The 24966-nt window shown below is 70.7% G+C and carries 18 protein-coding genes; 13 read left to right on the top strand and 5 right to left on the bottom strand.

From position 1 onward, the window contains the following. Nucleotides 1-134 precede the first annotated feature (134 nt). Nucleotides 135-2090: a Mu transposase C-terminal domain-containing protein gene (locus L0P92_RS21025; protein WP_234764344.1), complete on the bottom strand. Its 1956-nt coding sequence runs from the start codon at nt 2088-2090 to the stop codon at nt 135-137. A 1258-nt stretch (nt 2091-3348) separates the two neighbouring features. On the opposite strand from L0P92_RS21025, the gene L0P92_RS21020 reads away from it, so the two are divergent. From L0P92_RS21020 to L0P92_RS20985, 8 genes are all read left to right on the top strand, one after another. Next, nucleotides 3349-3972 carry an HAD family acid phosphatase gene (locus tag L0P92_RS21020; RefSeq protein WP_234764343.1) on the top strand — a complete coding sequence of 208 codons (624 nt, stop codon included), beginning with the start codon at nt 3349-3351 and terminating at the stop codon, nt 3970-3972. Between the two features lie 572 nt (nt 3973-4544). After that, nucleotides 4545-5336 (top strand): hypothetical protein, encoded by a 792-nt coding sequence (locus L0P92_RS21015; RefSeq protein ID WP_234764342.1) that lies wholly within the window; start codon nt 4545-4547, stop codon nt 5334-5336. Between the two features lie 152 nt (nt 5337-5488). Next, nucleotides 5489-6442: an ATP-binding cassette domain-containing protein gene (locus L0P92_RS21010; protein ID WP_234764351.1), complete on the top strand. Its 954-nt coding sequence runs from the start codon at nt 5489-5491 to the stop codon at nt 6440-6442. A 224-nt stretch (nt 6443-6666) separates the two neighbouring features. Further along, entirely contained in the window at nt 6667-7740 is a 1074-nt protein-coding gene (locus L0P92_RS21005; RefSeq protein WP_234764341.1) for a cysteine synthase family protein, read from the top strand. Next, the gene (argH, locus tag L0P92_RS21000; protein ID WP_234764340.1) at nt 7737-9209 is read left to right on the top strand and encodes an argininosuccinate lyase; all 1473 of its coding nucleotides are present in this window, start codon (nt 7737-7739) and stop codon (nt 9207-9209) included. Before L0P92_RS21005 ends, argH begins: the two co-directional genes overlap by 4 nt. Beyond that, the gene (locus L0P92_RS20995) at nt 9206-10525 is read left to right on the top strand and encodes an ATP-grasp domain-containing protein (protein WP_234764339.1); all 1320 of its coding nucleotides are present in this window, start codon (nt 9206-9208) and stop codon (nt 10523-10525) included. Before argH ends, L0P92_RS20995 begins: the two co-directional genes overlap by 4 nt. A 47-nt stretch (nt 10526-10572) precedes the next feature. Further along, nucleotides 10573-13821 carry a non-ribosomal peptide synthetase gene (locus tag L0P92_RS20990; RefSeq protein WP_234764338.1) on the top strand — a complete coding sequence of 1083 codons (3249 nt, stop codon included), beginning with the start codon at nt 10573-10575 and terminating at the stop codon, nt 13819-13821. A 10-nt stretch (nt 13822-13831) separates the two neighbouring features. After that, complete coding sequence (locus L0P92_RS20985) at nt 13832-14746, top strand: GHMP family kinase ATP-binding protein (protein ID WP_234764337.1); 915 nt, start codon at nt 13832-13834, stop codon at nt 14744-14746. An 89-nt stretch (nt 14747-14835) separates the two neighbouring features. Here the strand turns inward: L0P92_RS20985 and L0P92_RS20980 are convergent, their stop codons facing one another. From L0P92_RS20980 to L0P92_RS20965, 4 genes are read right to left on the bottom strand one after another with little or no spacing between them, the layout of a single operon-like run. Continuing rightward, nucleotides 14836-15777, bottom strand: coding sequence for a TauD/TfdA family dioxygenase (locus L0P92_RS20980; RefSeq protein ID WP_234764336.1), 942 nt, complete (start codon nt 15775-15777; stop codon nt 14836-14838). 52 nt (nt 15778-15829) lie between these two features. After that, nucleotides 15830-16657 (bottom strand): ABC transporter permease, encoded by an 828-nt coding sequence (locus L0P92_RS20975; RefSeq protein WP_234764335.1) that lies wholly within the window; start codon nt 16655-16657, stop codon nt 15830-15832. After that, nucleotides 16654-17901 carry a methylaspartate mutase gene (locus tag L0P92_RS20970; protein ID WP_234764334.1) on the bottom strand — a complete coding sequence of 416 codons (1248 nt, stop codon included), beginning with the start codon at nt 17899-17901 and terminating at the stop codon, nt 16654-16656. Before L0P92_RS20970 ends, L0P92_RS20975 begins: the two co-directional genes overlap by 4 nt. Next, a complete protein-coding gene (locus L0P92_RS20965; protein ID WP_234764333.1) occupies nt 17898-18335 on the bottom strand; it encodes a cobalamin B12-binding domain-containing protein in 438 nt (145 codons plus the stop codon). Before L0P92_RS20965 ends, L0P92_RS20970 begins: the two co-directional genes overlap by 4 nt. A 329-nt stretch (nt 18336-18664) precedes the next feature. Between L0P92_RS20965 and L0P92_RS20960 the strand changes: the two genes are divergently transcribed. The 5 genes from L0P92_RS20960 to L0P92_RS20940 form a co-directional block, all read left to right on the top strand. Then, nucleotides 18665-20452, top strand: a complete 1788-nt coding sequence (locus L0P92_RS20960; protein ID WP_372497291.1) for a fatty acyl-AMP ligase — start codon at nt 18665-18667, stop codon at nt 20450-20452. Further along, nucleotides 20449-22170: an acyl-CoA dehydrogenase family protein gene (locus L0P92_RS20955; RefSeq protein WP_234764332.1), complete on the top strand. Its 1722-nt coding sequence runs from the start codon at nt 20449-20451 to the stop codon at nt 22168-22170. The genes L0P92_RS20960 and L0P92_RS20955 overlap by 4 nt, the downstream gene beginning before the upstream one ends. Beyond that, nucleotides 22167-23072 (top strand): hypothetical protein, encoded by a 906-nt coding sequence (locus tag L0P92_RS20950; protein WP_234764331.1) that lies wholly within the window; start codon nt 22167-22169, stop codon nt 23070-23072. The genes L0P92_RS20955 and L0P92_RS20950 overlap by 4 nt, the downstream gene beginning before the upstream one ends. A 27-nt stretch (nt 23073-23099) precedes the next feature. Then, nucleotides 23100-23372, top strand: a complete 273-nt coding sequence (locus L0P92_RS20945; RefSeq protein WP_234764330.1) for an acyl carrier protein — start codon at nt 23100-23102, stop codon at nt 23370-23372. Nucleotides 23373-23444: 72 nt separating this feature from the next. Then, on the top strand, nt 23445-24966 hold a 1522-nt coding region (locus L0P92_RS20940; protein ID WP_234764329.1), incomplete at its 3' end, for a condensation domain-containing protein.

The following is a 24966-nucleotide window of genomic DNA, read 5'->3' as shown; positions in this document are numbered from 1 at the left end:
GACAGAGGGGCACGGCCACATCCCCGATGGCGCATGAATGCAAGTCTTAAGCGTCATCAGGCTCCGGGGTTGCTCATCAAACCTGGTCTCTCAGGCTGTCTGCCACATCCTGCGGGGTTGTGATCCCAAGCCGTTCACACGGTGATGGAGTCGAAGTCCCTTTCGGTGATTTCCTCGCGCCCGGAGAGGATCGCGTCGATGGAGGCGGAGCGCACGAGGTGGGCCAGGGCTCCTGCCCAGCCGCCAGTCCTGTGGTGCAGTGCTGGCGCCAGCCGGAGCAGGGAGCCGGGCTGGTGATGGCGCAGGCGGAGGGCCTTGTCGAGGGTTTCGACCAGGTCTCCCCAATCCGGCCCATACGGCACGGGGGCTGCCCTCACGTGAGCCAGACGTCCTTGACGTGCCCCCTGGTCTGGCGTGAACGGGGTCTCTTCCCTGTCCTCGTCGGCGTAGACGAAGAGAGCCGGTACTTGATCGGCCAGGAATCGCAGCGTCTCAACCGGGCTTGATGCCCGGGGAATCGGGGCTTCAGGGAAGGCGTCGTCCACCAGGACCAGGCTGGTCTCCGATGCGATCAGAGCCTCCTGCACCGCCTCGGAGGCGGCGGCGGTGCTCGTCCTGCGCGGGAAAGGGGGAAGACCGACGAGCTTCCCCAGCCGGAGGAGCGCCGTCCGGTCGCTGTCGGTGGGATGAAGGCGGAGGTAAACGGCCGGACCGAGAGGATGGCTACCGATACTCATGCGAGGGACGTGCTGGCTGAGTTCCCGCAAGGCAGTGGTCTTTCCACTGCGTGGTGGGCCGGTGATCAACAAGCCCTGTCTGCCGCCTCCGGGCCTTCGGTTCAGCACGGCGAGTCGGTCGCCGAGCCGAAGCACCTCCTGCAGGAACGGCGTGCGGAGAACGGGAAGTTGAGCGTGATACGACAGCCGCTCCTGGACCGAGTCCAGCGCAGGCGATGGCCTCCGGGCGGGGACATCCGGCAGAACGCGGCGCGTGGCGTCGGGGCTCATCCAGAGGCCCCATGAGGACAGTCGTCCCAACGCGTTCCCGGCCAGAGGCACCTGCAACCAGGACTCGGTATCGGTACGCACCCACACCTGACGCGGGTCGTACGGGTCAAATCGCACTTCAACGGGGTCGGCTGCCTGCAAGGAGGCGAGTCGGGGGTAGACATAGCGGTGCCCCTTGACGAGCACACCCCTGTCCGTCACCCGACGGGTTACGCTGGGCAACAAGCGCCGTACCACGTGCCCGCCCAGGGGAAGATGCACCCACCCGAGCCTGGCGACGCAGGCCTCATAGGCCGAAGACGGCGTGGCGTGCCGTTGGCCTCCCATCCCCTGCAGCCCCGCCTGGGGCTGGTGCCGCCAGACTGACTCCGCCCACCGCTCGGCCCGGTCCTGCAGCCAGATGATGAGTGAGCTGTCGTCATGAGCGGGTGGCCGTGTCAACGCCATCAGCTCAGCGCCGAAAAGAGCGGCGAGTCTGCCGGTGATGTGCTCGTGGGCTGCCTTTTTCACCGGGCGACGTGTATCGACCCGGATGCCCATGGCGCGGCACCCGTCCAGGAACGCCCGCTCGCGGCGCATCCGCAACCCGTCGAGTACCAGAGACTCAGGCAGGATCAGTGGCCCGACCTCGCGCTCCTCGCCGCTGCCTGACACAGTCCGCGCAGCAGGTGGACCGCACAGACGGGCCAGCAGAGTCGGCCCGTCCACTTTATGAGGGGACGGGTGGACCATTAACGTGCAGATTGTCAAGGTCAGTTCGTCGACAGCGACCGTGATCTGCACCGACCGCAGGGAGGGGCGGGCAAGGTGCGCGGGAAGCGCCAGTCGGAAGGTGCCAACGTGTACGCGCTCGCCAGGCCGGGAGAGCCTGATTCCCTTCTTGTCGATCACGGTGACGCCAAGTGCGGCGCCGTGCTGCTCCCGGACCGCCTTCACCAGCCGTTGGAACGTGGACCGTGACGGCAGCGGCACGGCGCCGCTGCCGTAGAACGTGTCCAGCATGCGACCGACAAACCGCCGGTATTCGTTGGCCGACGCGGTGTGCCCCTGCCGGGTGTCGTCCGACATGAGCGTCAGCAGCATCTCCAGTACGCGTGGGTCCTGATGTGCTCCGGGAGCGCGCTTCCGCATCGCACGTCCGTCGACCAGGCCGTCAATCCCCTGAGCCTGGTACCGCTGACGTCGGCGCCGAATGGTACGCGCCGACGCCCCAGGCACTCCTGCCGCGGTAAGTTCGGCGGCCTTGGCCGCCTCCCTCTCGCTCAGCGAGTGGAGCGCTGGATCGTACTCGGCGCGGGGCACGGAATCAGGGGCGGAACCGGGCGGAAGACCGCTGATCACCTCCGCGATGTGCCGTTCCCACCACCGGGCTTGAGCGAGGACCTCATCAGATGCTGGCAGGACCCCGATTGAAGGCACACGGGAGCCGCGCTCCACAACCTCGAAGTCCGCGGACAGCACCAGCTCCGAAACCCTGGGACTGGCCATGTTGCCCAACGGATCAGCCAGTTGGACGAAACCGTGCTCGAAACCGGCTACCACCCAAGCCCGACCCTCGAACCGCACCTGGTCGCCCAGGCCCAGACGCGGGGGCCACGACACTTCCATCGGCCTTCCTCACGCGGCGTCGTACGGTGACGGCAGACCCGCCGCCATGTGCCTCACCTTGCCCATAAAACTAAACAGAATTAAGCAATATGACGGAAGAGCACCGAGAGAGCTAGGAGAGGGACAGATACGGAGCGCGCCCGCGATCTCGATGTCCGGGGTGAAATTTGAGCGACGAGGCGAGTGATGACCGCATGGATGAGTCTGTCGTCGGGGACGGTCTCGTCGTCGGCCAGCAGCGTCGGGTAGCGGTCCTTTACGGTCGGGGGCGCATTGATCGCGGCGATGTCCCCGCTGCGCGTCAATGGCGGTGTCGCGTGCTCGTTGCGCAGTAGGACGACATGGTCGGCGGCCAGTTCCCGTGCACAGGTGTCCCCCCAGGGGGGACCGCTTGATATTGACGCCGCTGCCACGGGCAGCGGACGGCCGGCTGGTGCTTGCTGCCGACATCACCTGCTGGCTGGGTCCCGACGCCCACACCTCCCGGCAGCGGATCCTGTGTCGGACGGAGAGGTCCTCGTGCCCCTTGGAGTCGCGTGAGGCTCCTTGGCAGCAACCTGCCAACGAATCGGCCTGTGTGGCGGAAAGGTGTAGAGGCTGCCCCGCGCTGGCGCCGTAGCGGAAGGCCTCGTTCTCCGGTTGCGGTCACGCGGGACAACGAGGTCCTTTCCGGCCTCTAGGTTCGGCACGACGGGGGCGAACGGCCCCCGCATCCGACGGAGTTGGAGGACGCATGGTCAGGACTTTGCCGGGGGCGCGGGTGGCGGCGGCCGCTTTGGCGGCGCTGACTCTTGGTGTGGTGGGTGCGACGAACGCCCACGCCGAGGTGGGGAATCAGGTTCAGCCGGCCGAGGCCGAGGCGGCGGCCGTGGACTACGACACCTGGCAGAAAGACGTGAGCGAGGCCGTCGACGGCGCCCGCCGGTACGTCGTGCAGCGGCTGTCGGACGGTACCGTGCGCAAGCTGGCGATCGTCCTCGACATCGACAACACCTCTCTGGAGACACACTTCCATCCGTTTCCGCCGACCCCCGCGGTCAAGCCCACTCTGGAGCTGGCCCGCTACGCCCACGACCGCGGGGCGGCCGTCTTCTTCATCACCGCGCGCCCCGATCTGATCGGGATGGTCACGAAGACGAACCTGGAGTCCGTGGGGTATCCGCTGACGGGCCTGTACCAGCGGAACATCGGCGATCTCTTCCGGGACACGGCCGAGTTCAAGACAGCGAAGCGAGCGGAGATCGAGGCCAACGGGTACACCATCATCGCCAATATCGGGAACAACACGTCGGACCTGGTCGGAGGGCACGCGGATCGCACGTTCAAACTGCCCGACTACGACGGGGCGTTGTCCTGACAACCGTTCGCGCGGGCGCGTGGTGAAGGGCGTGCGGTGACGTGCCGGCCTTCGGCCCGGCCGCTGTGCGGCGGGCCGGAGGTTCCCGTGGTACGACGGCGAGTTTGCGGAGGTGTAAATTCCGGATAGCGGTGCTACCTGGTGAGATCCGGCGTGTCAGGTGCCGCAATGAGGTTTTCCGTAATTGTTTCCGTCGGCACCTATTTGCATTGCAGGTCTGTGCTGGTTACTGTTGAACCACTTGAGTGACAGAGGTGGCTGGATGTACTGGTGAGGCAGGCCTCGCTGTTCGTTCTGTGGCCTATGTCCATCAACGGGGGAATGAGGGCGAGTGTGCAGGATATTGGTTGCGCTGCATCCGTGACGTGAATGTCTGTCGGCGGGTGTGCCCTGATCCCCCCGCCAATTGGGTTTCTTCGGCCGTTTGCAAGAAAAATGCCCTGCATCCAGCGGGGGTGCGCCCTGTGGGCATTCGAGCAAGTTGATCGTGGACTTATATTGGACAAGCTTCAGGGGGAGCTGTGCCCAGTACGTCTTTCAATTCCGATGTGCCCACCCATACGCGTCCGTTAGTGGAGTACCTGGGAGCCGGGCCTTCGAACGACGAAATCGAGCGCACCTTGCTGGAGGCTCGGAAGCTGGTCGAGATGGCGGTTGACCGCCATCGGAACGCGGAGCGACTGGTGGCTTCCCTCGACCCGGACGAGGACACGGTGGGAGTGGCCGTGGAGCACATGATTGCTTCCGCCCGGCATCACCTGGCCGTCGCCCTCTCCGGTGAGGGTGAGGAGGGGACCCACCAGCTCATCGTTCAGCTGGGCAGGGCGGCCGCGCGCGGCGTGGACGTCAAGCTGCTCGTCCGGGCCAGCGTGCTGCGCAACCGTCACCTGCTCGAGCATATGGACAGGTGCGCGCCCGGCGTCGAGACGCGGCTCGTCAGGGCTTCACTGCAGGAAATGGTGATCGCTGACAGCGTTGTCGGGGCGATGTGGATCCGCAACGGCGGTGCCGTACGCGAGGCGGCGGTGGTGCGGGCCACGGCCGTCCTACGCAACCTGCGCACGCTGTTCGGCGCCTCCTGGTCGGGAAGTGCGGCTCTGGACGACTACCGAAGATTGAGCGACCGCTCGCGCAGCGCACTCGCCAGACGCATCCTGCTGGCCCTCAGCTCGGGACGCACGGACGAGGCGGCCGCCCGCGAACTGGGCGTGTCCGTGCGCACCTACCGTCGCAACGTAGCGGAAATAACGCGTGAACTCGGGGCGAGCTCCCGATTTCAGGCCGGCGCCCGGGCCGTGGAACTCGGGTTGCTGTGCCCAACGGTCGATCTGATGTCCTCAGGCAGTGGCCAGCTCGCGGGGTAAGAACATGTCAACCCGCCCCTCGGCAATGAGGAAATCCCCAGCTCTCTGGCAGCTTGTTGTAGCGCTCCTTGTGATACGAGCAGTCGGGATTGCAGGATTTTTCTGCCTCGAAAAAAGGGTGCCCCGGCCGCTATCTGCGAGGAACAGCATCGATGAGCAGCGTGATGATCGAAGCGACGGAGCTGGGCAGATCCTTCGGTGCCACACAGGCACTGGATCACATCAGCTTCCGCGTTGAAAAAGGGCAAGTGCTCTGTCTGCTCGGTCATAACGGAGCGGGCAAAAGCACTCTGGTGAGTATTCTCGCCACTGTGCTTCCGCCGACGAAAGGGACGGCTCGGGTAGCGGGATTCGACGTACTGCGCGAGGCTCGCGCAGTACGTCGCCGCATCGGCCTGACAGGCCAGTTCGCGGCGGTGGACGAGAGCCTCTCCGGCCGTCGGAACCTGCTGCTCGTGGCAAGGCTGCTCGGCGCGGACAAACGCCAGGCCGCAGTCCGCGCCGAGCAGTTGCTGGAGATGTTCGCGTTGACCGACGCGGCCGACCGGGCAGCGGCAACCTATTCAGGAGGCATGCGCCGACGCCTGGACCTCGCCAGCAGCTTCGTGGGCCAGCCCCAGGTCCTCTTCCTCGACGAACCGACCACAGGTCTCGACCCGGTGAGCCGCAACACGCTGTGGGGCCTCGTCCGCGACATGGTGGCGGCCGGGACAACGGTGCTTCTCACCACCCAGTATCTGGAGGAGGCCGAGCAGTTGGCCGACCGGGTGATCGTGCTGGGGCACGGCAGGTGCATCGCCGACGGCTCGGTCGCCCAGCTCAAGGCCCAGCTCGGCAGCAGCACGGTCCGGGCCGTCCTCGCGGACCCCGGTACGACGGCGGCCGCGTTGACCGCACTGCGCGCGGCGGGACTCGAGCCGTGCGCCGACGACGCCGGAAGCACCGTCACTGCCGCGGTCGAGGGATCCATCGGACTGGCCGCGGTGGTCCGTGCCCTCGACGCCGCCGGTGTGGCCATCACCGGGATCTCCCTGTCCGAGCCGACCCTGGACGACGTCTACCTGGCTCTCTCCGAACAGCGGACCCGTGCGCCGGCCGGCGTCTGAGGCCCGGTGCCCCAGCCGCTTCGTCCGCGAGGCGCGCCGGTGAACCTGTGGACCATCAGCCGGCTGATCAACGGATGCCGCAACGCTGCCCCCACGCCCCGAGAGCCACGGTGGCACACCCCGTGGCGGGTTCGAGTCCCGCGCTGGTTCCGCGAGCGCCGGCCACCGCGGCAAGAGCCCCTCCCCTCGCGCCATCCACGGTCTTGACACCTCAGGAGCCCCCCATGACGGCGATCACGCCGACGTACCACTCGATCACCGAGGCACAGATGATGCCGCGCCTGATCAGGCTCGGTCCCAATCTGTACGGAGCGGTCTTCTCGCTCATGAAGCTGCTGCCGGCCCGGTACATCCTGCAACGTGCCCAGGAGCGGGGTGAGCTGGACGTCGACACGGTGATCGTCGAGACGACGTCCGGGACCTTCGGCCTGGCGCTGGCGATGCAGTCCGCCCTGATGCGGCGGGAGCTGATCCTGGTAAGCGACCCCGCCATCGATGGCAACCTGTACCGCAGACTCACCGACCTCGGGGCCGGAGTGGAGATCTGCCAGGAACCCTCGCCCGTCGGAGGCTTCCAGGAGGCCCGGCTGCGCAGACTGGCCGAGATCCGGGCCGGACTGCCGTCCAGCTTCTGCCCCGAGCAGTACAGCAACCCCGACAACCCCCGCTCCTACGGCGTGGTGGCGGAGCAGATCGCTCGCTCGCTCGGCACGGTGGACTGCCTCGTGGGACCCGTGGGTTCGGGCGGCTCGATGTGCGGCACCGTCCGGGGACTGCGCGAACTGACCCGGCACACGCTCGCCGTAGGAGTCGACAGCCACCGCAGCGTGCTCTTCGGCCAGCACGACGGGCCGCGTGCGCTGCGCGGTCTGGGCAACAGCCTGTGGCCCGTCAACCTCGACCACTCCGTCTTCGACGAGGTGCACTGGTGTTCCGCGCCGGAGGCGTACGCGTACACCAGGAAGCTGCACGCCACCCACGCGCTCTTCCAGGGACCGACCAGCGGCGCGGCCTACCTTGCCGCGCGGTGGTGGGCCGAGCGGAACCCAGACGGACTGTGTGTCGTGATGCTGCCCGACGAGGGCTACCGCTACCAGACGACCGTCTACAACGACGCCTGGCTCGCGGAGAACGGTCATCTGCTGCCCGATCCGCCCACGGAACCGGTCCTGGTCGACTCGCCCGCCGACGCCGGCGACATCTGGACCCGGATGGCCTGGGGACGCCGTACCTATGAAGAGGTCCGGGGCACCGTGCCGCGCACCGGTGGGGCCCTGCCCGACCGAGTGCTGTCATGACCGGCACAGGGCGGCTCGTCCGCACGCTGGGACCCCGTACCCGGCGTGTCGTCTACGGCGAGCCCGGTCCGGACGAGATCCGCGGCGAACTGCACCACACCTCGACCATCGACCTGGCGCACGTGGTCATGCTCACCGAGTGCGGGCTGCTGGGGCGTTCCGCGGCCGCCGCGCTCCTGCGCACCATCACGCGCCTGCGCGCCGACGGCTTCCGGGAGTTGTGCGGCCGGGAAGCACCCCGCGGCCTCTACCTCATGTACGAGAGTCACCTCATCGCGGAACTCGGCGCCGACGTCGGCGGCAAACTGCACACCGGCCGCTCCCGCAACGACATCAAGGCGACGATCACGGCGATGCGCCTGCGCGGCGACCTGCTCGACCTGCTCGGCGAGCTCCATCGGCTACAGGCCGTGCTGCTCTCCCGGGCACGTGCGCACCGAGACGTCGTCATGCCCGTCTACACCCATTTCCAGCCCGCGATGCCCGTCACCTACGGCTACTACCTCGCGGGCATCGCGACGGCGCTCGAACGGGACGTGGCCGCACTGCATCACCCCGTGGACGAGTTGGGCCGCTGCCCCCTGGGGGCGGGTGCCGTGTCCGGGACGGACCTGCCCATCGATCCGGTACGCACCGCCGGCCTGCTCGGCTTCGACGGGCCGGCCCTGCACGCCATGGACGCGGTCGCCACCCGCGACACCCTGCTGCGGGCCCTCGCGGCGGCGGCGAGTGCGGCGCTGACGCTGAGCCGGCTCGCCACCGACCTGCAGCTTTGGAGTACCCAGGAGTTCGGCTTCGTCGAGTTTCCCGAGCGGCTCGTGGGCGGCAGTTCCGCCATGCCGCAGAAGCGCAATGCGTTCCTCCTGGAACACCTCAAGGCCAAGGCCGCAGCCGCCGTGGGCGCCTGGACAGCCTCCGCCTCGGCGATGAAGTCGACACCATTCACCAATTCCATCGAGGTCGGCACCGAGGCGGTGGGCGGAGCCTGGCCCGCGCTGGCCACCGTCCGTGACAGCGTCCTGCTGGCCCAGGTCCTCGTCAGCGGCGCCCGCCCGGTTCCCGCGCGCATGGCACAGCGGGCCCGGGAGGGGTTCACCACCGCCACGGTGATGGCCAACAGGCTGGTCAGGCAGGGCGTTCCGTTCCGCACCGCGCACCACGTCGTGGGCGCGGCCGTACGCCGGGCGATCGAGAACGGGGAAACGGAACTCACCAAGATCGAACTGCCGGGCGGCCTGCCCGTCGACGCGAGCACCGAGATCCCCTCGCTCGCGGAGGCGGTCGCCGCCCACGACCGGGGCGGCGGCCCGGGTTCCTGCGACCGCGTGGTGGACGAGCTGCGGAACATGCTGGCCGCGCACATCGACCGGCACGCCGAGCGCCGGGCGCGCCTGGAACGGGCCGACCGGGAGCTCGACGCGGCGGTCGACGCCATCGTGACCGGACAGGGGACGGGAGACGCGAGGTGAGCAGCGGCACGGGGCAGTGGTTCGCCCTTCTGGAGAGCAACACCACGGGTACGGGCCGCGAGTTCTGCGGGGCGGCCCGTGCCCGAGGGCTGCGGCCGGTGCTCCTCACCCGCGACCCGGACCGGTATCCGTACGTCGCCGAGGACGCCGTCGACACCCGGGTGCTAGACACCGGCGATCTGGCGGCCGTGGTCGCCACCTGCGGCTCCCTGGCCGAGGACGCCGGACTGGCCGGCATCACGTCCAGCTCGGAGTACTTCGTGGCGGACGCGGCACGCGCGGCGGCCAAGCTCGGACTTCCCGGGCCCGACGGGGACGCGATCGCCCGGTGCCGCGACAAGGCGATGCAGCGTGCCGCCCTCGCCGGCGCCGGAGTGCCCGTACCGGCCTGGAGGGCCGTCTTCGACGTCACGGAGGCGGTCGAGGCCGCCACGGCGATCGGCCACCCCGTGGTGCTCAAACCTGTCAGCGGCTCCGGCTCCCTCGGTGTACGACTGTGCGGGGACCGGGCGGAAACCGAGGAGTGGGCCCGGCACCTGCTCGGCCGGGGGACGGACGAGCGGGGCAACACGGTGCCGTCCCGCGTTCTGGTCGAGGCAGTTGTCGATGGGCCGGAGTTCTCAGTGGAGACCTTCGACAACCGGGTAGTCACCGTCGTCGCCAAACACACCGGTCCGCCGCCCCATTTCGTGGAGACCGGGCACGACATCCCCGCCCCTGTGCCGCCGAAGACCGCGGCCGTGCTCGGCGACACGGCGCTGTCGGCCCTGAAGGCCCTCGGACTGGGCTGGGGCGCGGCGCACACCGAGCTGCGCTGGTCCGCCCAGGGGCCCGTGGTCATCGAGGTCAACCCACGACTGGCCGGGGGCATGATCCCCGTCGCGGTACGCGCCGTGACCGGGACGGACCTGGTGGACGCGGTGGTGGCGCGGGCCGCGGGGCAGGACACGGCACCGGCGTCCGGCGGCGACGGCCGAGGAGACGGCCGGCTCGGCACCGGCTCCGCCGGACCCGCCCCGGCAGGTGAGCGGCACGCGGCCGTGCGGTTCGTGATGGCGGCGGACGCCGGCCGTGTCACCTCGATCCACGGCCTCGCGGCCGCCCGCGGGGCTCCGGGAGTAGTCGCGGCAACGGCCGGCACGGCCGTCGGCCGGCTGGTGCGGATCACGCACTCGTTCCAGGACCGGCTCGCCTGCGCGGTCGCCACAGGGGCGGACACGGGGCAGGCCGGCGCACGCGCGGACTTCGCGGCACGACTGATCACGATCGACCTGGAGAAGCCGGCTGAGCCGGAGGAAGGAAACGGGGGCCGATGAGCGAGCACCGCACGCAGCACACGTACACCAGAATTCCCCGCTGGACCATGCCCCTCAGCACTGAGCGAGGGGCCGGGGAACATCGGGAGGCGCTGCCCGAGGATCTGACGCGGGCACTGCGGGTGACCGCCGCGGACACCGGTGCCGGGCTGCCGGCCGTGCTGCTCGCCGCCCATGCGCGGGTCCTGGCGACCGTGGTGGCCGAGGAGGACCTGCTCATCGCCGTCGTGCCCGGCCCCGGCCGGTCCGAGGCGCCGCTGCGCCTGACGGTGGGGGAGTCCGGCTGGGCGGAGCTCGTCACCCGCGCCGGACAGGCACTTGCCGCGGCACACCGCGCGGACGTCCGGCCCGAGGTGGTGCTCGACCTCTCCGGACTCGCCGCGGACGGCTCAGGGGCGGACGGCTTCCGGGCGGACGATGACGCCGTGGCCGGCGACGCGGCGGACGGGGGCCGGGGCGCGGACCTCGGCCGCGGCGTCGTACTGAAGGTGGGCTTCGTCCAGGACGGCACCGGCCTGGTGCTGCGCGTGGTGCACGACCGGGCCGAGCTGAACGAGGAGTACGCCCGGCGCCTGGCCGGGTACCACGTACAGGCGCTGCGGCTGCTCGCCGCCGACCCGGCCGCGCCGCACCACCGGCAGAGCCTGCTGTCCGCCGAGGAGGTCGACACCCAGCTGCACGGTCTGGCCGGACCGCGGGCCGACCTGCCCGACCGGACCTTCGTGGACCTCTTCGAGGAGCGGGTGCGGCACGCTCCCGACGCGGTGGCCGCCGTGCACGGAGCCGAGCGCTGGACCTACCGGCGCCTGGACGAGCGGGCCAACCGCGTGGCCCACGCCCTGCTGGAGGCCGGCGTGGGCGCCGAGAACGTGGTGGCCGTCGTCATGGACCGCACCCTCGACTGGATCGCCGCGGCCCTCGGCGTGTTCAAGGCGGGCGGTGTCTACCTGCCGGTGCGCCCCGACTTCCCGGCCGACCGGGTCGCGGCCCAACTGCGGCGCAGTGACTGCGCGTTCGCTCTCACGGAACCGGCCAGTGAAGCACTCGTGGAGCGCGCCTCGGCGGATCTCGGCCGTACCCTCACCACGCTCTCCGTGCCCGCGATCCAGGGATCCGGCATTTCCGCAACGGCGCCCGGCGTCCCCGTCCGGCCGGACCAGGCCGCCTACATCTACTTCACCTCAGGTTCCACCGGCGCCCCCAAGGGCGCGCTGTGCGAGCACGCCGGCCTGCTGAACCACCTGCAGATGAAGATCGACGACATGGAGATGACGCAGGGCGCCGCGGAGGTCGTCACGCAGACCGCCTCGCAGTGCTTCGACATCTCCCTGTGGCAGTTCGCCGCGCCCCTGCTGGTCGGCGGGAGTGTGCGCGTCGTCGACACCGAGGTGCAGCTCGACGTGGCGGGTTTCGTCGACGAGATCGTCGCGGGCCGTGTCACCGTCGCCCAGGTCGTCCCGTCGTACCTGGAGGTGCTGCTGACGCACCTGGAGCAGCACACCCGCCCGCTCGGGTTGCTGCGCGTGGTGTCCGTCACCGGCGAGGCGCTCAAGTACGAACTGGTCCAGCGGTGGTTCGCCCTGTACCCGGATGTCAAACTCGTCAACGCCTACGGTGCGACCGAGGTGTCCGACGACACCATGCACGAGGTCCTGGACCGGGTTCCGGACCGCGACTTCGTCACCGTCGGCAGCTCCCGGCACAACGTCAGCACCTACGTGCTCGACGACAAGCTCGCCCTCGCCCCGCTCGGCTCGCCCGGCGAGATCGCCTTCTCCGGCGTGTGCGTGGGCCGCGGCTACATCAACGACGAGGAACGCACCCGCGAGGCGTTCGTGCCCGACCCGTTCCGGCCGGGCACCCGGATGTACCGGACCGGCGACTTCGGGCGCTGGCTGCCCGAGGGCCGCATCGAATACCTGGGGCGGCGGGACGAGCAGGTCAAGATACGGGGCTACCGCATCGAGATCGGCGACATCGAGAACAAGTTGCTCGCCATGCCTGGCGTCCGCGAGGCAGCGGTCGTCATCGACGGCGACTCGGCCGAGACGCGCAACCTCGTCGCGTTCTTCAGCGGCGGCGAGCCCGGCCCGGGGCGTGAGTCGGCCGCGGAACGCGCCCGGGACTTCCTGGCCGGCCTGCTCCCCGAATACATGGTGCCCACCTACTTCCACCAGCTGGAGCGGCTGCCGCTCACGGAGAACGGCAAGATCGACAAGAAGGTACTGGTCCGCCTGGCCGGCACCCTCGGCCACGGCGGCGCCGCCTACGCCGCGCCCAGCACGCCCGCCGAACAGCGGCTGGCCATGCTCTGGGCCGAGGTACTCGGCGTGCCCCTGGAGCGGATCGGCCGGGACGACGACTTCTTCGAACTCGGCGGAACATCGCTGGCCGCCGTACGTCTGCTCGTCCGCCTGGACCGGGCGCTGTCGCTGAAGGACCTGGTCGCCCACCCGGTTCTGGCCGACCTGGGAGCCGTGCTGGAGGAACGCGGCCGGGGCGGCGGGCGGACGGCGGCGAACCACCTGCTGCAGCCCCTGTCGTCCGTGCGCGATCCCCACCACACTCTGGTGTGCTTCCCCTACGCGGGCGGCAACGCGGTCAACTTCCGCTCCCTGGCGGCGGAGTTGGAGCGGGACGGCATCGCGGTGCTCGGCGTCGAACTGCCCGGGCACGACTTCGCGGGCGGTGACGAGCCGATGGCGGACGTCCCAGCCGTCGCCCGGCGGGTTCGGGACGAGATCGCCGCACGCGTCGCCACGCCCGTCCTGGTGTGGGGCCACTGCGCCGGCGCGGCCGCCGCCCTGGAGACCGCACGGCTGCTGGAGCAGGCGGGACGGCCCGCGGAGCGGGTCTTCGTCGGCGCCCTCCTGCTGGAGGACACCGAGACGTTGCGCGCGGAGACGGCCGAGGTCACCCAGGCGGACAACGCCACCCTGCTGGCACGGCTGCGCGCCGAGAACGCCTACGTGGACCTGGACGCCTTCAAGCCCGAGCGGGCCGATGTGGTGGGGCGTGCCTACCGGCACGACGTCCTGACCGCCAATGATCATCTGATCCGGGTCCGTGAGGACACGGACCGCCACCGCGTCAGCGCTCCGGTCGATGTCGTCGTCGCCCGCGACGACGCTTCCACGGCGCGGTTCGAGGAGGGCCTCGGCGACTGGAAGGCGATCTCCGACCGGGTGACGCTCCACGAGCTGCAGCAGGGCGGCCACTACTTCGTCAGCACGCGGCCGGCGGACACCGCGGCACTGGTGCGGGCCGCCTGCTCCGAGTCCGCACACCGGCACTAGGAGGACCAGGGTGACGACCATCGAGACGACGACGCCCTGCGCGGACTACCGGCGCACGGCTGCCACCGGGGTCAGTGCGGCCTTCGGAACCTTCGGGGAACTGCTCCAGGGCGTCCTGCCCGAGGCGGACGGCGACTTCCTGGTCACCTTGCCCATCGCGCGATGGGCGGTGGCCCGGTTCGAGGTGACCCCGCACACCGACACACTGGAAGTGTGGCCGGCGCACAAGAAGAAGGCCCTCCGGCTCACCTCCATGATCATGGCGGACGCGCGGCGATCCTCGGGCGGCGTACTGACGATCGGCAGCACACTGCCCGAGGGCAAGGGCCTGGCCAGCTCGTCGGCAGACCTCGTGGCCACGGCGCGAGCTGTTGCCAACGCCCTGGAAGAGCCCATGCCGCCGCGCCGCATCGAGTCCTATCTGGCCAGGATCGAGCCCACCGACGGGGTGCTCTACCCGGCCGTGGTCGCCTTCCACCACCGCAGCGTGCGGCTGCGCGCCCAGCTCGGCTCCCTGCCCTCCATGGCGGTGGTCAGCGTCGACGAGGGCGGAGCCGTCGACACGGTCGACTTCAACGGCATCCCCAAACCGTTCACCGCGGCCGACAAACGCGAGTACGCCCGGCTCCTCGACCGCATCGCCCACGCCGTGGCCCGGCGCGACCTGGCCGCGGTCGGCGAGGTGGCGACCGTCAGCGCCCGCATGAACCAGGTGCTGCGCCACAAGTGGTCGCTGGAGGAGGTGATCGGAATCTGCCGGGAGGTGGGCGGCCTGGGTGTGGTGGTCGGCCACAGCGGCACCACGCTCGGCATCCTGCTCGACACCGCGGCGTCCGGCTTCCACAGTCGGCTCACCGCGGCCGCGCAGGCCTGCCAGGAACTCGTCGGCAACGTGACGGTCTATCGCACCCTCAGCTTCCACTGAGCGGACGGCGACCACGCCACAGGGGCCGCACCCGGGTTCGGCGTGCGGCCCCTGTGTCGCGTGCCGCCTGCCGGGGCGGCCGTACGCCGCTACGGCCGGAAAGGCTCGCCGAGGCCCACGATGATCTCCCGGTCGCCGCGGTAGGGCTCGCGGCTGTGCGCCGTCCGCAGGTTGTCGACCACCAGCAGGTCGCCGCGCCGCCAGGGCTCGCGGACTGTGTGTGTGTCGTAGACCTCGTTGACGAGGTCCACGGTGGCCCGGTCGAGCGGCGTGCCGTCACCGCAGGCGGTGTTGAACGGCAGGCCCTCGGGGCCGAACTCCGCCGTCAGGAACTCCCGTACGTCGGGGGCCATCGTCCACTCGTTGAGGAACGCGATCTGGTTGAACCAGCACCGCTCGCCAGTCTGCGGATCCCGTACGACCGCCGGGCGGGTCTGCGCGGTGTGCAAGGCGCCGTCGGCGTCCCAGCGGGTCTCGATGCCGTGCTCGGCGCAGTAGCGGTCCACCTCGGCCCGGTCCCCCGTGCCGAAGGCGTCCTGCCAGGTGATGCCGACGAAGGGATTGAAGTGGCGGGTGAGCCGCCAGCCGTGTCGCTCGAAGCGCTCGACGAGTTCCTGGGGCAGATCGCGCAGCACCGCCCGGCCGTCGGCGAGCGCCGTCGCCCCGCCGGCGGCCGGCGGGGTAACACAGGCGAACGCCATCAGACGCGGTGCCGTGGGGGCGTAACTGAGCTCGTGATGCATGCACATGGGCTGGTCCGCGGGCCAGTGCGAGGACGAGTACACCCCTTGGCCGTAGGTGTCGCGCGGTGCGAAGCCGGCGCGCTCGACGACGGGCTCGCCGATGACCCGGCCGACCGCCGCGACGGCGGTCGCGCGGTCATCGAGCCGCAGCCCGCGCACCAGGACGCCTCCGTGCCGCAGGGCCAGGTCTCTGATGCGCGCGCGGTGTTCGGTGAGCCACTCGACGGCGCCCGGTGGCGCCGGGGGTGCCTCGAGACAGACGAGCAGGTCGGTTCCGGTCTTGAGCATGGTGCCCCTTTCGTACGTCGTCGCGTCAGGTGTTCAGGACCTGTGGTGCGGTTCAGGCCGGCGGTCGGCGGAAGGCCCGGACGGCCGCGGCCGACCCGGCCAGCGCCACCAGGACACTGGCGCCGAGCGCGGACCACACCTGGGTGCCGGCCGGCTGGTTCAGGGCGAGCGCACGGGTGGCGTCCATGGCGTACGACAGCGGGTTCAGCGTGGCCAGCACCTGCAGCCACTCCGGCAGCCGGTCCTTCGGCACGAACGCGCTGGAGGCGAACATCAGCGGGAACGTGACCAGATACCCGGCGCTCTGCATGGCCTCCGCGTTCCGCAGCCACGCCCCCAGAGCCAGGAAGATCCACGTCATCGCCCACACCACCACACAGGTCAGCAGCAGCGCGGCCACCAGCCCGGGTGCCCCGCCCGCCGGACGCGCGCCGAGGAACACCACCGCCACCGCCAGGACGATCACCAGCTGGGTGGCCGTACGCAGCAGGTCGGCGAAGCTGCGGGCGAACAGCAGCAGCGGGGAGTGGATGGGCAGGGTGCGCAGCCGGGCCACGGCACCGTTGTCCATGTCCCGCACCAGGCCGATCCCGGAGGCCACCGACGGACCGATGCCGGTGGTCACCAGCAGGGCCGGGAGCAGGAAGTCGAGGTAGGACACCCCGTCCGGCAGGTGCGCGCGGTCGACGATGGCGCCGAAGACCTGGCTGAGCAGCAGCAGCATGAACACCGGCTGCAGGAGGCTGAGCACCACCACCTTGCGGTGCACGAAGTGGGCCCTGACCGACCGGCCGGTGAGAATCAGCAACTGCGCCGAGGGACTGCTGCCCTGCCAGGCGGTCGCCGGCGCGGCGGCCGTCGGCGAAGCGGTGCTCGTCATGGGGTTCCTCCCGAGTCGTAGGCCCGCTGCACGTGGGAGAGCGCGGCGAGCAGGTCGGCGGACGTGACCTTGCGCGCGGCGGACACGGCCGCGCCGGACAGGGGCAGGGCGCCGGTGTCCGCCCAGCGGAGCCGTCCGTCGCGGTCGATGAAGCTCCTGGCCCGCCCCGGGTTGTCCGGGTGCAGGCAGTAGGGGACGTCGAGCAGGCCGCGCCGGAAGGCGGTCAGCAGCGCGCGGCCGATGTCGTCGTCCAGGCCCAGAACGGTGTGCACGAGCGTGCGGGCCTCCGCGTACACCTCGGAGCCGCCCGCGTCACGCTCCGGGCGGCGGGTGGCGGTGGCGGCGGCACGCGCGGCGGTCTCCAGCGCCTCCACGTTGTCCGAGACGGTGGGGATGCGGTGGGCCTCCGCCGCGGTCTTGACGATCAGCCGAGCGGCGCCCGACTCGACCGCGAGCCGCGCCGCCGCCTCCAGCAGCGTCAGGGCACCGCCGCGAGAGAGGGGATACACGCCCATGTACGCGTACAGGACGACGTGCCAGTCGACGTCCGGCAGCAGCTCGCCCGCGAGCCGGCGCAGGGCGGCCACCGCCTCGTGATCCTGCCGGGGGTGCGTCTGCTGCGCATAGCTCAGCGACACGCTGCGCAGGCCGTGCCGGACGAAGAACAAGCCCTCCAGGACACTCACCGCGACGAGCAGCGCCGGCGGACACAGCTGGCCGAGCAGGCAGCCGCCGAAGCTCTCCAGGTGCGGTGCCGCGCCGTCGCCGTGCGAGGCGAGCAGCTCACAGCCGGCGCGCCAGCTGCTGACCGCATCCCGCAGCCGGGTCCGGCCGTAGGGCAGGCAGTACGACACCGGGCCGCCCTCGGAGGCGTCCAGCCCCAGTGCGAGCAGCGCGGAGAAGATGTGCTCCGGCTGCGCGGAGCCGTGCCTGACCTGTACCGGGAAGGCGGAGTCGTGAAGGCCTTCGAGCACGGCCCGGGAGGTCCGGAGCGGATGCGTGCAGATCGGATAGCCGTTCAGCGCGACGCCTTCGGCCACGGCGCGCCGGGCGGCCGCCAGGTCGCCGACGCGCGTGTAGCTGTCCAGGGTCAGGGTGCCGGCGGTGACCGCGTCGGCTGCCCGGGTGCGCAGCAGCCCCTCGCGCATCCGGGCCGGGTCGCTGAAGCCCATCCTGGGCTGGACAACGAGCGTGCCCCGCGTCTGCGCCCGGGCCACGAAGTCGCCGAAGGGCACGGGTGTCACGACACCGCTCGGGCGGGCAGCCGGGACACCAGAGCGCGGAAGTCCGCCATGTCCCCGTCGTCGAAGACCCGGTCGTAGCCGGCCTCGGTCAGGCGCCGGACCTGACCGACGTTGCGCAGGCCGTCGACGCCGAGTTTCCCGCCGATCACGATGGTCGTGGCGGCGAGTCGGGGGTGGGAGCGCAGCACACGGATCAGCCGCAGGCCGTCGTGGAAGCCGTGGCCGTTAACGCTGCTGACGACGATCAGGCCGGGGTCGTGCTCCAGTGCGGAAGCCAGCACCAGCTCGTCGGGGGCGCAGGGGCCGAGGTTCACCACACGACGGCCCCATTCCTCCAGCAGTAACTGGAGATAGACGAGATTCCAGGTGTGGGCGTCGGAAGAAGTGCCGGTGATCAGCACAGTGGGCGAATGAGTGCCATGCGTGGAATTCATCGGAATCCGGAAGTCGAGGAGTGCCAGCAATTCCGGTGCGAAAGCGCTGGGCGCTCGGCGGCGGCAAGGGCTTGAGGGAAACGACTGGATTCTCGACTCTACTGCGGAGGGCATGGCCGTATCGGGGGTGCGGCTGGCCGGTACTGGCCTTGGCGCTCCCCGGAAGTCGTGGCTCTATGCGGCTTTTGCCCTTGTTGCTGCCCTGGTCCGGACCGGCCTGTGCAGTTTGCTGTCAGTCGCCTTCCCTGGCCCCGCTGCCGCCGGTAGAAAGTCAAGGCAGTGCCGATTCGGCGCGCGGAAATCCCGTTCGCGACCACGAAGGGCAGGCCATGAAAATGGCGGGAATCGTCGCCAATCCCAGTGTCACCACCGTGATTCGGCAGCACGCGGAAAACCAGCCGGAGAAAAGGGCGGCGGCATTTGTGACGGATCCCGTCGATCCTGACGGGGCGCACTGGATGACGTATGCCGAACTGGACGAGCGGGCGCGGAGCATCGCCGTCCGGCTGCGTGAACGCGGGCTCGTGCCCGGTGACCGCGCACTCCTGCTGTATCCCGCCGGCCTTGCCTTCGTCACCGCCTTCCTCGGTTGTCTGTACGCCGGGGTCGTCGCGGTTCCCTCCCCGCTCCCCGGCCGCTACCGCCACGAGCGGCACCGGCTCCGGCGCATCATGGAGGACGCGGGCGTCACGGCCGTCCTCACCGATACCTCGGCTCTCGGTGACGTCCGGGAGTGGGTCACCGAGGAGAGGCTCGGCCACCTCCTGCTGCCGGCCACGGACGACGGCCCGGGCCCTGACGCCGCTGACTGGCGCATGCCGCACACCGATCACTCCACCCTCGCGGTGCTGCAGTACACCTCGGGATCCACCGGGGACCCCAAGGGTGTGATGATCAGCCACGGCAACCTGCTGCACAACACCGCGAACATCGCCGCCGCTTTCGGCCTCGACGACACCACGCGATGCGGCGGCTGGATCCCCCACTTCCACGACATGGGGCTCATGGGGCTGGTGATCCCGCCGCTGGTGACGGGCTCCGCCACGGTCCTGATGAGCCCCTCGGCCTTCCTGAAGCGGCCCCACATGTGGCTGCACATGGTCGACCGGTTCGACATCTACTTCTCCGCCGCCCCGGACTTCGCCTACGAGTTGTGCAGCCGACGTGTCACCGACGCCCAGGTCGAGGGGCTCGACCTGTCCCGCTGGCGGCACGCGTGCGACGGATCGGAACCGGTGCGCTCCGCCGTGCTCGCACGCTTCCACGAGCGCTTCGCGCCCTACGGGCTGCCCGCGGCGTCGCTCGCCCCGTGCTACGGCATGGCCGAGGCCACCCTGTTCGTCTCCGGCGCCCCTGACGGGCCCCCGCGGACCCGCCGAGTCCGTGCCGACCTGCTGGAACGCAACGAGTTCCGGCCCGCGGCCGCCGACGAGCCAGGCCGTGAACTGGTCAGCTGCGGACCGCCGCACGGTGCCGAGGTGCGCATCGTCGACCCGGACACGCTGCGCACCCTGCCCGAGGGAGGCGTGGGCGAGATCTGGCTGCGCGGGCCGGTCATCGGCCACGGCTACTGGCAGCGCGACGCGACGAACGAGGCCGACTTCCGAGCCACCACCGCCGAGGGCGACCCCGGGTATCTGCGCACCGGCGACCTCGGCGTCCTGCGGGACGGGGAGCTCTACATCACCGGCCGTATCAAGGACGTGCTCAACCTGCGCGGCCGCAACCTCTACCCGCAGGACATCGAGCAGGAGCTGCGGCTCCACGTGCCGGAACTGGCCAGCCTCGCAGGGGCCTGCTTCGCGGTTCCGGGCGACGGAACACAAGGCCGCGACGACGTGCTGGTCGTCACCCACGAGGTGCGCGGCGTACGAGACGAGGAGCGGCTGCGGGAACTGGCCACCGGTATGCGGCTCACCGTCGCCCGCGAGTTCGGCGCCCCCGTCGGCGCCGTACTGCTGCTCAGGCCCGGCGGAGTACGCCGCACCACCAGCGGCAAGATCCAGCGGTCGGCGATGCGCGAGCTGTTCCGCGCCGGGGAACTCCGGCCCACCTACGCCGACTACCAGGAGAACCTGCTGCGGCCCACCCGCACGGCCGGGACGGCGACGGCATGACCACGGCCTCCCCGCACACCACGGCACCCGACAAGGAACTCACCCGGCTGCTGCACGAGTTGTCCGCGCCCGGGCTCGCCTTCTCCGACCAGGTGCTGGCCGCCCTCGACGAGCAGGAGGCTTTCCCCGCCGACGCCATCCGGGAGCTCGACGCCTTCGGTCTGCCCCGCTACTACGTCCCCGCGGAACATGGCGGCGCACTCGACGACTTCGGCACGATCGTACGGCTGCTGCGCGCCGTCTCCCGGGTGGACCTGACTGTGGCGGCCGCGCACGGCAAGACGTATCTGGGCGCCGTCTCCACCTGGATCGCCGGCGAGCCGGGCCAGGCGGCACGGCTGGCCCGGCACATCCGCGAAGGCGCCGTCGTCTCCTGCGCCCTGACCGAACGTCACCACGGCAGCGACCTGCTGGCGGGTGAGGTGACCGCCCAGCCAGTGGCGGAAGGTAACGGCGGCTGGCGGCTCACTGGAGAGAAGTGGCTGATCAACAACGTCACCCGAGCCGACCAGGTCACCGTGCTCGCCCGCACGGACCCGGCCGGCGGACCGCGCGGCTTCAGTCTCTTCCTCGTCGACAAGAGCCGGCTCGCCCCCGGCGCGCTGAACCACCTGCCGAAGGTCCCCACCTACGGGATCCGCGGCGCCGACATCAGCGGCATCGTCTTCCGCGACGCCGTCCTGCCGGCCGACGCGCTCATCGGCGAGCCCGGCCAGGGTGTCGAAATCATCCTCAAGGCCCTGCACGTCACCCGTACCGGCTGTGTCGGCATGTCCCTCGGCGCGGGAGACCGTGCCCTGGAGCTGGCCGCCCGGTTCATGACGCAGGCGTCGAGCCAGGGCCGGAGGCCGGCCGAACTCCCCTGCGTCAGGCGTGAAATGGGTGAGGCCGTTGCCGCTCTGCTGCTGGCGGAGAGCCTGGGCATGGTCGCGGCGCGGTCCGTGCACGCCCTCACCGGCGAGATGAGCGTCGTCTCCGCCGTGGCCAAGGCCCACGTACCGGCCCAGGTCGACGGCCTCATCGCCCGCCTGCTCCAGCTGCTGGGCCCCTATGGTCTGCTCGACGCCGACCCGCATCGGCGCTTCGCCAAGCTGGAGCGCGACCACCGCATCATCGGCATCTTCGACGGCAGCAGCTTCGTCAACCGCAACGCGCTGATCGAACAGTTCCCCCGGCTGGCCCGCAGCTACCGCAAAGGACGCTGGGACGAGGAGGGCCTGGCCGAGGCGACCGACCCACGCGCCCCGCTCCGGCCGTTCCGGCCGCAGGAACTCCGCCTGATCTCCGGCACCGGCGCGTCTGTGGTGGCGAGCCTGCCCGCCGCCGTCGCCCAGGTCCACGACCTCGCCGGGTCCAGCGCCTCGCACCGGCTCGTGGACCTGGCCGAACGGCTGCGCGGTGCCACCGACCGGCTGCACGAGGCGATGGCGGCCGTGCGCTTCTCACCCCGCGCGGTGCCCGGCCACGCCTTCGAACTCGCCGAGCGGTTCGAGCTGTGCTTCGCCGCCGCCTCGGCGCTGCACCTGTGGCTGCGCGGCCCCGCTGTCACCGACGAGGCCCGGCTGCGCGGCTGCCTGGTCAAGGCGCTCACCGACCTGGACGAGCCGGTCGACGAGGCCGATCGGGAGGACCTCGACGCGCTCGCGGACGCACTGCTGTCCGCGCCGCCCGGAACGGTCCCCTCACTCCTCGACTCCTGGGAGGGCACGACCCGATGACCACGGCCACGGATCCCACCACCCTCGCCGACGCTGTCGAACGGCACCTCGGCGACCCCTACGACGACACCAACCCCTTCGGTTTCCGGGCGATCCTCACGGCGAGCGAGACGGGACAGCCGGTGGGCGCGGACGGAGCGCTGCCCTTCCCGGTGCCGCCGGCCGCCGCACAGTCCGGCCCGGAGCCGTGGCTGCACGCCCTGCGCGCCCTGTACCGCCGCTCGCCCCGACTCGCCCGCACCGTTCCCACGCCTTCGTTCGGCGCGGGGCTCCCCACCGCGGCGCTGCACATCGGTGCCGGCGTCGGCGCGCTGGACTCCGCGTTGCGGATCACCGTGCGCCACCTGCGCACCCGCTGGCTGTACGGGGCGGCCGCCGGCGAGATCCCCCGGCTGCGCGAGGTGCTCTGCGGAGCCCTGGCCGACCTGCTGCTGTGCGACGCCCTGACCACCCTCGCCGTGCGCGGCACCGACGCGCTGCCCACCCGGCAGGGCGCCCATCAGCGGGCCGTATGCCATCTCGTGCCACGTGCGCTGCAGGGGGCCCTGGACCGGCTGTCGGTCGTGATGGGGTCGCGCTTCTACATCAGGGTGGGCGAACACGCCGCGTTCCAGCTGCTGCTGGGCGAGACACAGCGTGAGCTGTTCGCACCGGGACGGCAGCCCCACCCCGACCCGGCACCGGTGCCCCTCGCAGACCTGATCACGGCCCCGGCGGTCTCGGCCCTCCTGGACCCGGCCATCGCGCAGGCCGCCCCCGGCCACGCACGCGCGAGCGGAAGACGCCGGGCGCCGGAGCCCTCGGGGCCTGTCCAGGAGCGCCTGTACGCGGAACTGACCCGCCGCTACGACACCGCGCGCTCCTTCGACCTGGCCGAGCGCCCGCTGCCCGACCGTCCCTGACCTCCCCCCCGGAAAGAGACCACACCCATGCCCGAATCCGGTATCGAGACCCCCACCGCCGACAGCCTCCGCTCCTGGCTCATCGACTGCGTGGCCACCCACCTGGAACGACCCGCCGACACCATCGACACCTCCCTGCCGCTGTCCGAGTACGGACTCGACTCGCTGTACGTGCTCGCCGTGGCCGCCGAACTCGAGGACCACCTCGACATCTCCCTGGACCCGACGGTCATGTGGGACACCCCCACCATCGACGCGCTGAGCGAAGCCCTCGTCCAGGAACTGGCCCGCAGCGCCTGACGGCTTCCGCCGCCACCCGACCGGACCCACCCGCTGTCCGCCACTTCGCAGAACCGAGAGGACCGCACCTCCATGTCCGAAGCCCGTACGCTCCGTCGACCCGTCTCCGCCGCCCAGACGGGCATCTGGGTCGCCCAGCACCTGCATACGGACAGCCCCCTCTACAACTGCGGTGGCTACTACGAGATCTCCGGCCCTCTGGACACCGCCGCGTTCACCGAGGCCGTCCGGCGGTCGGTCGCGGAGACGGAGGCCCTGCGGTCGCACTTCACCCAGGGCGACGAGGACGGCGACGGATCGACGCTGCACCAGGAGGTCGTGGACCCCGGCCTGGTCACCGAGCCGTTGCGCCTGCTCGATGTCCGGACGTCCCCGGACCCGGAGGACGCGGCCCGCAGGTGGATGGACGACCGGATGAGCGAGCCCTTCGACCTGACCCGGGGGCCCCTGAGCGAACAGGTCCTGCTCACCCTCGCCGACGACCGCCACTTCTACTTCCACCGCTACCACCACGCCGTCCTCGACGGCTTCGGCCACTCCGTCTACGCCACCCGGGTGGCCGCGCTCTACACGTCCCTGGCCGCGGGAGAAGAACCGCCGCCCGCCCACTTCGCCACCCTCGACCGCGTCGTCGCGGACGAGGCGGCCTACTCCGGGTCCCGTCGGCACGCACAGGATCGGTCCCACTGGCTGGAGGTCCTCGCGGACCTCCCCGACCCGGTCTCCCTCGCCGGCCGGTCGGCGGCTGCCACGCACAGCCGCCGACGCCTCATCCGCACCCTGCCCGGCCCTCTCGCGCGCCGACTCGCCGAGACCGCCGCCGCCCTCCGTATCCAGTGGCCCGCCCTCGCGATCACCACCACCGCGGCCCTCTTCCACCGCATGACGGGCCGCACCGACTTCACCTTCTCGCTGCCGCTCGCCGGCCGCGCCGGCCGCACGTCACTGACGACCCCCAGCGCCATGGTCAACGTGCTGCCCCTCCGGGTGACCACACCTGCGGACGCCTCCCTCGCCGACCTCGCCGCCCGGGTCTCCCGGTCCCTCGCCGACGCTCTGCGGCACCAGCGCTTCCGCGGCGAGGAACTCATCCACGAACTGAGCCTCTCCGGCGCCGGCCAGTCCCGTCTCGGCCCGACCGTCAACGTCATGGCCTTCGCCAACGAGCCCGTCTTCGGAGACAGCCCGGCCGTCGCCCATCCGTTGTCCACCGGCCCCGTCAACGATCTGAAGATCAACTTCTACGGTACGGCCGAGTCCCGCGCGGGCATCCGCGTCGAGTTCGACGCCCACCCGGACCTGTACGGGGAAGACGAAATCGCTGCCCACATGGACCGTTTGGTGCGGGTTCTGGAGTGGGTTGCGGAGGGTGATGCGGGGCGTCGTGTCTCCGATGTGGAGGTCCTGTCGGCTGGGGAGCGGGAGGGGTTGCTGTCTGCGTGGCAGGGGCTTTCGCGTGGGGTGCGTGGGGTGTCGTTGCCGGTGTTGTTCGCGGAGCAGGTGGCGCGGACTCCGGATGCGGAGGCGGTGGTGTGTGGTGAATGCCGTGTGTCGTATGGGGAGTTGGAGGCGTGGTCGAACCGGGTGGCGCGGT

The organism is Streptomyces muensis, from assembly GCF_021474425.1.
Classification (GTDB): Bacteria; Actinomycetota; Actinomycetes; order Streptomycetales; family Streptomycetaceae; genus Streptomyces; species Streptomyces muensis.
The sequence above is the reverse complement of the archived record's forward strand: the minus strand, read 5'-3'. Positions and strand labels throughout refer to the sequence as shown.

Excerpts from the sequence above, each read along its gene's own strand:
- L0P92_RS20950 (WP_234764331.1), top strand. The coding sequence starts at position 22,167 with ATGACCACGGCCACGGATCCCACCACCCTCGCCGACGCTGTCGAACGG.
- L0P92_RS20975 (WP_234764335.1), bottom strand. The coding sequence starts at position 16,657 with ATGACGAGCACCGCTTCGCCGACGGCCGCCGCGCCGGCGACCGCCTGG.
- L0P92_RS20990 (WP_234764338.1), top strand. The coding sequence starts at position 10,573 with ATGCCCCTCAGCACTGAGCGAGGGGCCGGGGAACATCGGGAGGCGCTG.
- L0P92_RS20980 (WP_234764336.1), bottom strand. The coding sequence starts at position 15,777 with ATGCTCAAGACCGGAACCGACCTGCTCGTCTGTCTCGAGGCACCCCCG.
- L0P92_RS20945 (WP_234764330.1), top strand. The coding sequence starts at position 23,100 with ATGCCCGAATCCGGTATCGAGACCCCCACCGCCGACAGCCTCCGCTCC.
- argH (WP_234764340.1), top strand. The coding sequence starts at position 7,737 with ATGACCGGCACAGGGCGGCTCGTCCGCACGCTGGGACCCCGTACCCGG.
- L0P92_RS21005 (WP_234764341.1), top strand. The coding sequence starts at position 6,667 with ATGACGGCGATCACGCCGACGTACCACTCGATCACCGAGGCACAGATG.
- L0P92_RS21010 (WP_234764351.1), top strand. The coding sequence starts at position 5,489 with ATGAGCAGCGTGATGATCGAAGCGACGGAGCTGGGCAGATCCTTCGGT.
- L0P92_RS20955 (WP_234764332.1), top strand. The coding sequence starts at position 20,449 with ATGACCACGGCCTCCCCGCACACCACGGCACCCGACAAGGAACTCACC.
- L0P92_RS21020 (WP_234764343.1), top strand. The coding sequence starts at position 3,349 with ATGGTCAGGACTTTGCCGGGGGCGCGGGTGGCGGCGGCCGCTTTGGCG.
- L0P92_RS21025 (WP_234764344.1), bottom strand. The coding sequence starts at position 2,090 with ATGCTGCTGACGCTCATGTCGGACGACACCCGGCAGGGGCACACCGCG.
- L0P92_RS20965 (WP_234764333.1), bottom strand. The coding sequence starts at position 18,335 with ATGAATTCCACGCATGGCACTCATTCGCCCACTGTGCTGATCACCGGC.
- L0P92_RS20960 (WP_372497291.1), top strand. The coding sequence starts at position 18,665 with ATGAAAATGGCGGGAATCGTCGCCAATCCCAGTGTCACCACCGTGATT.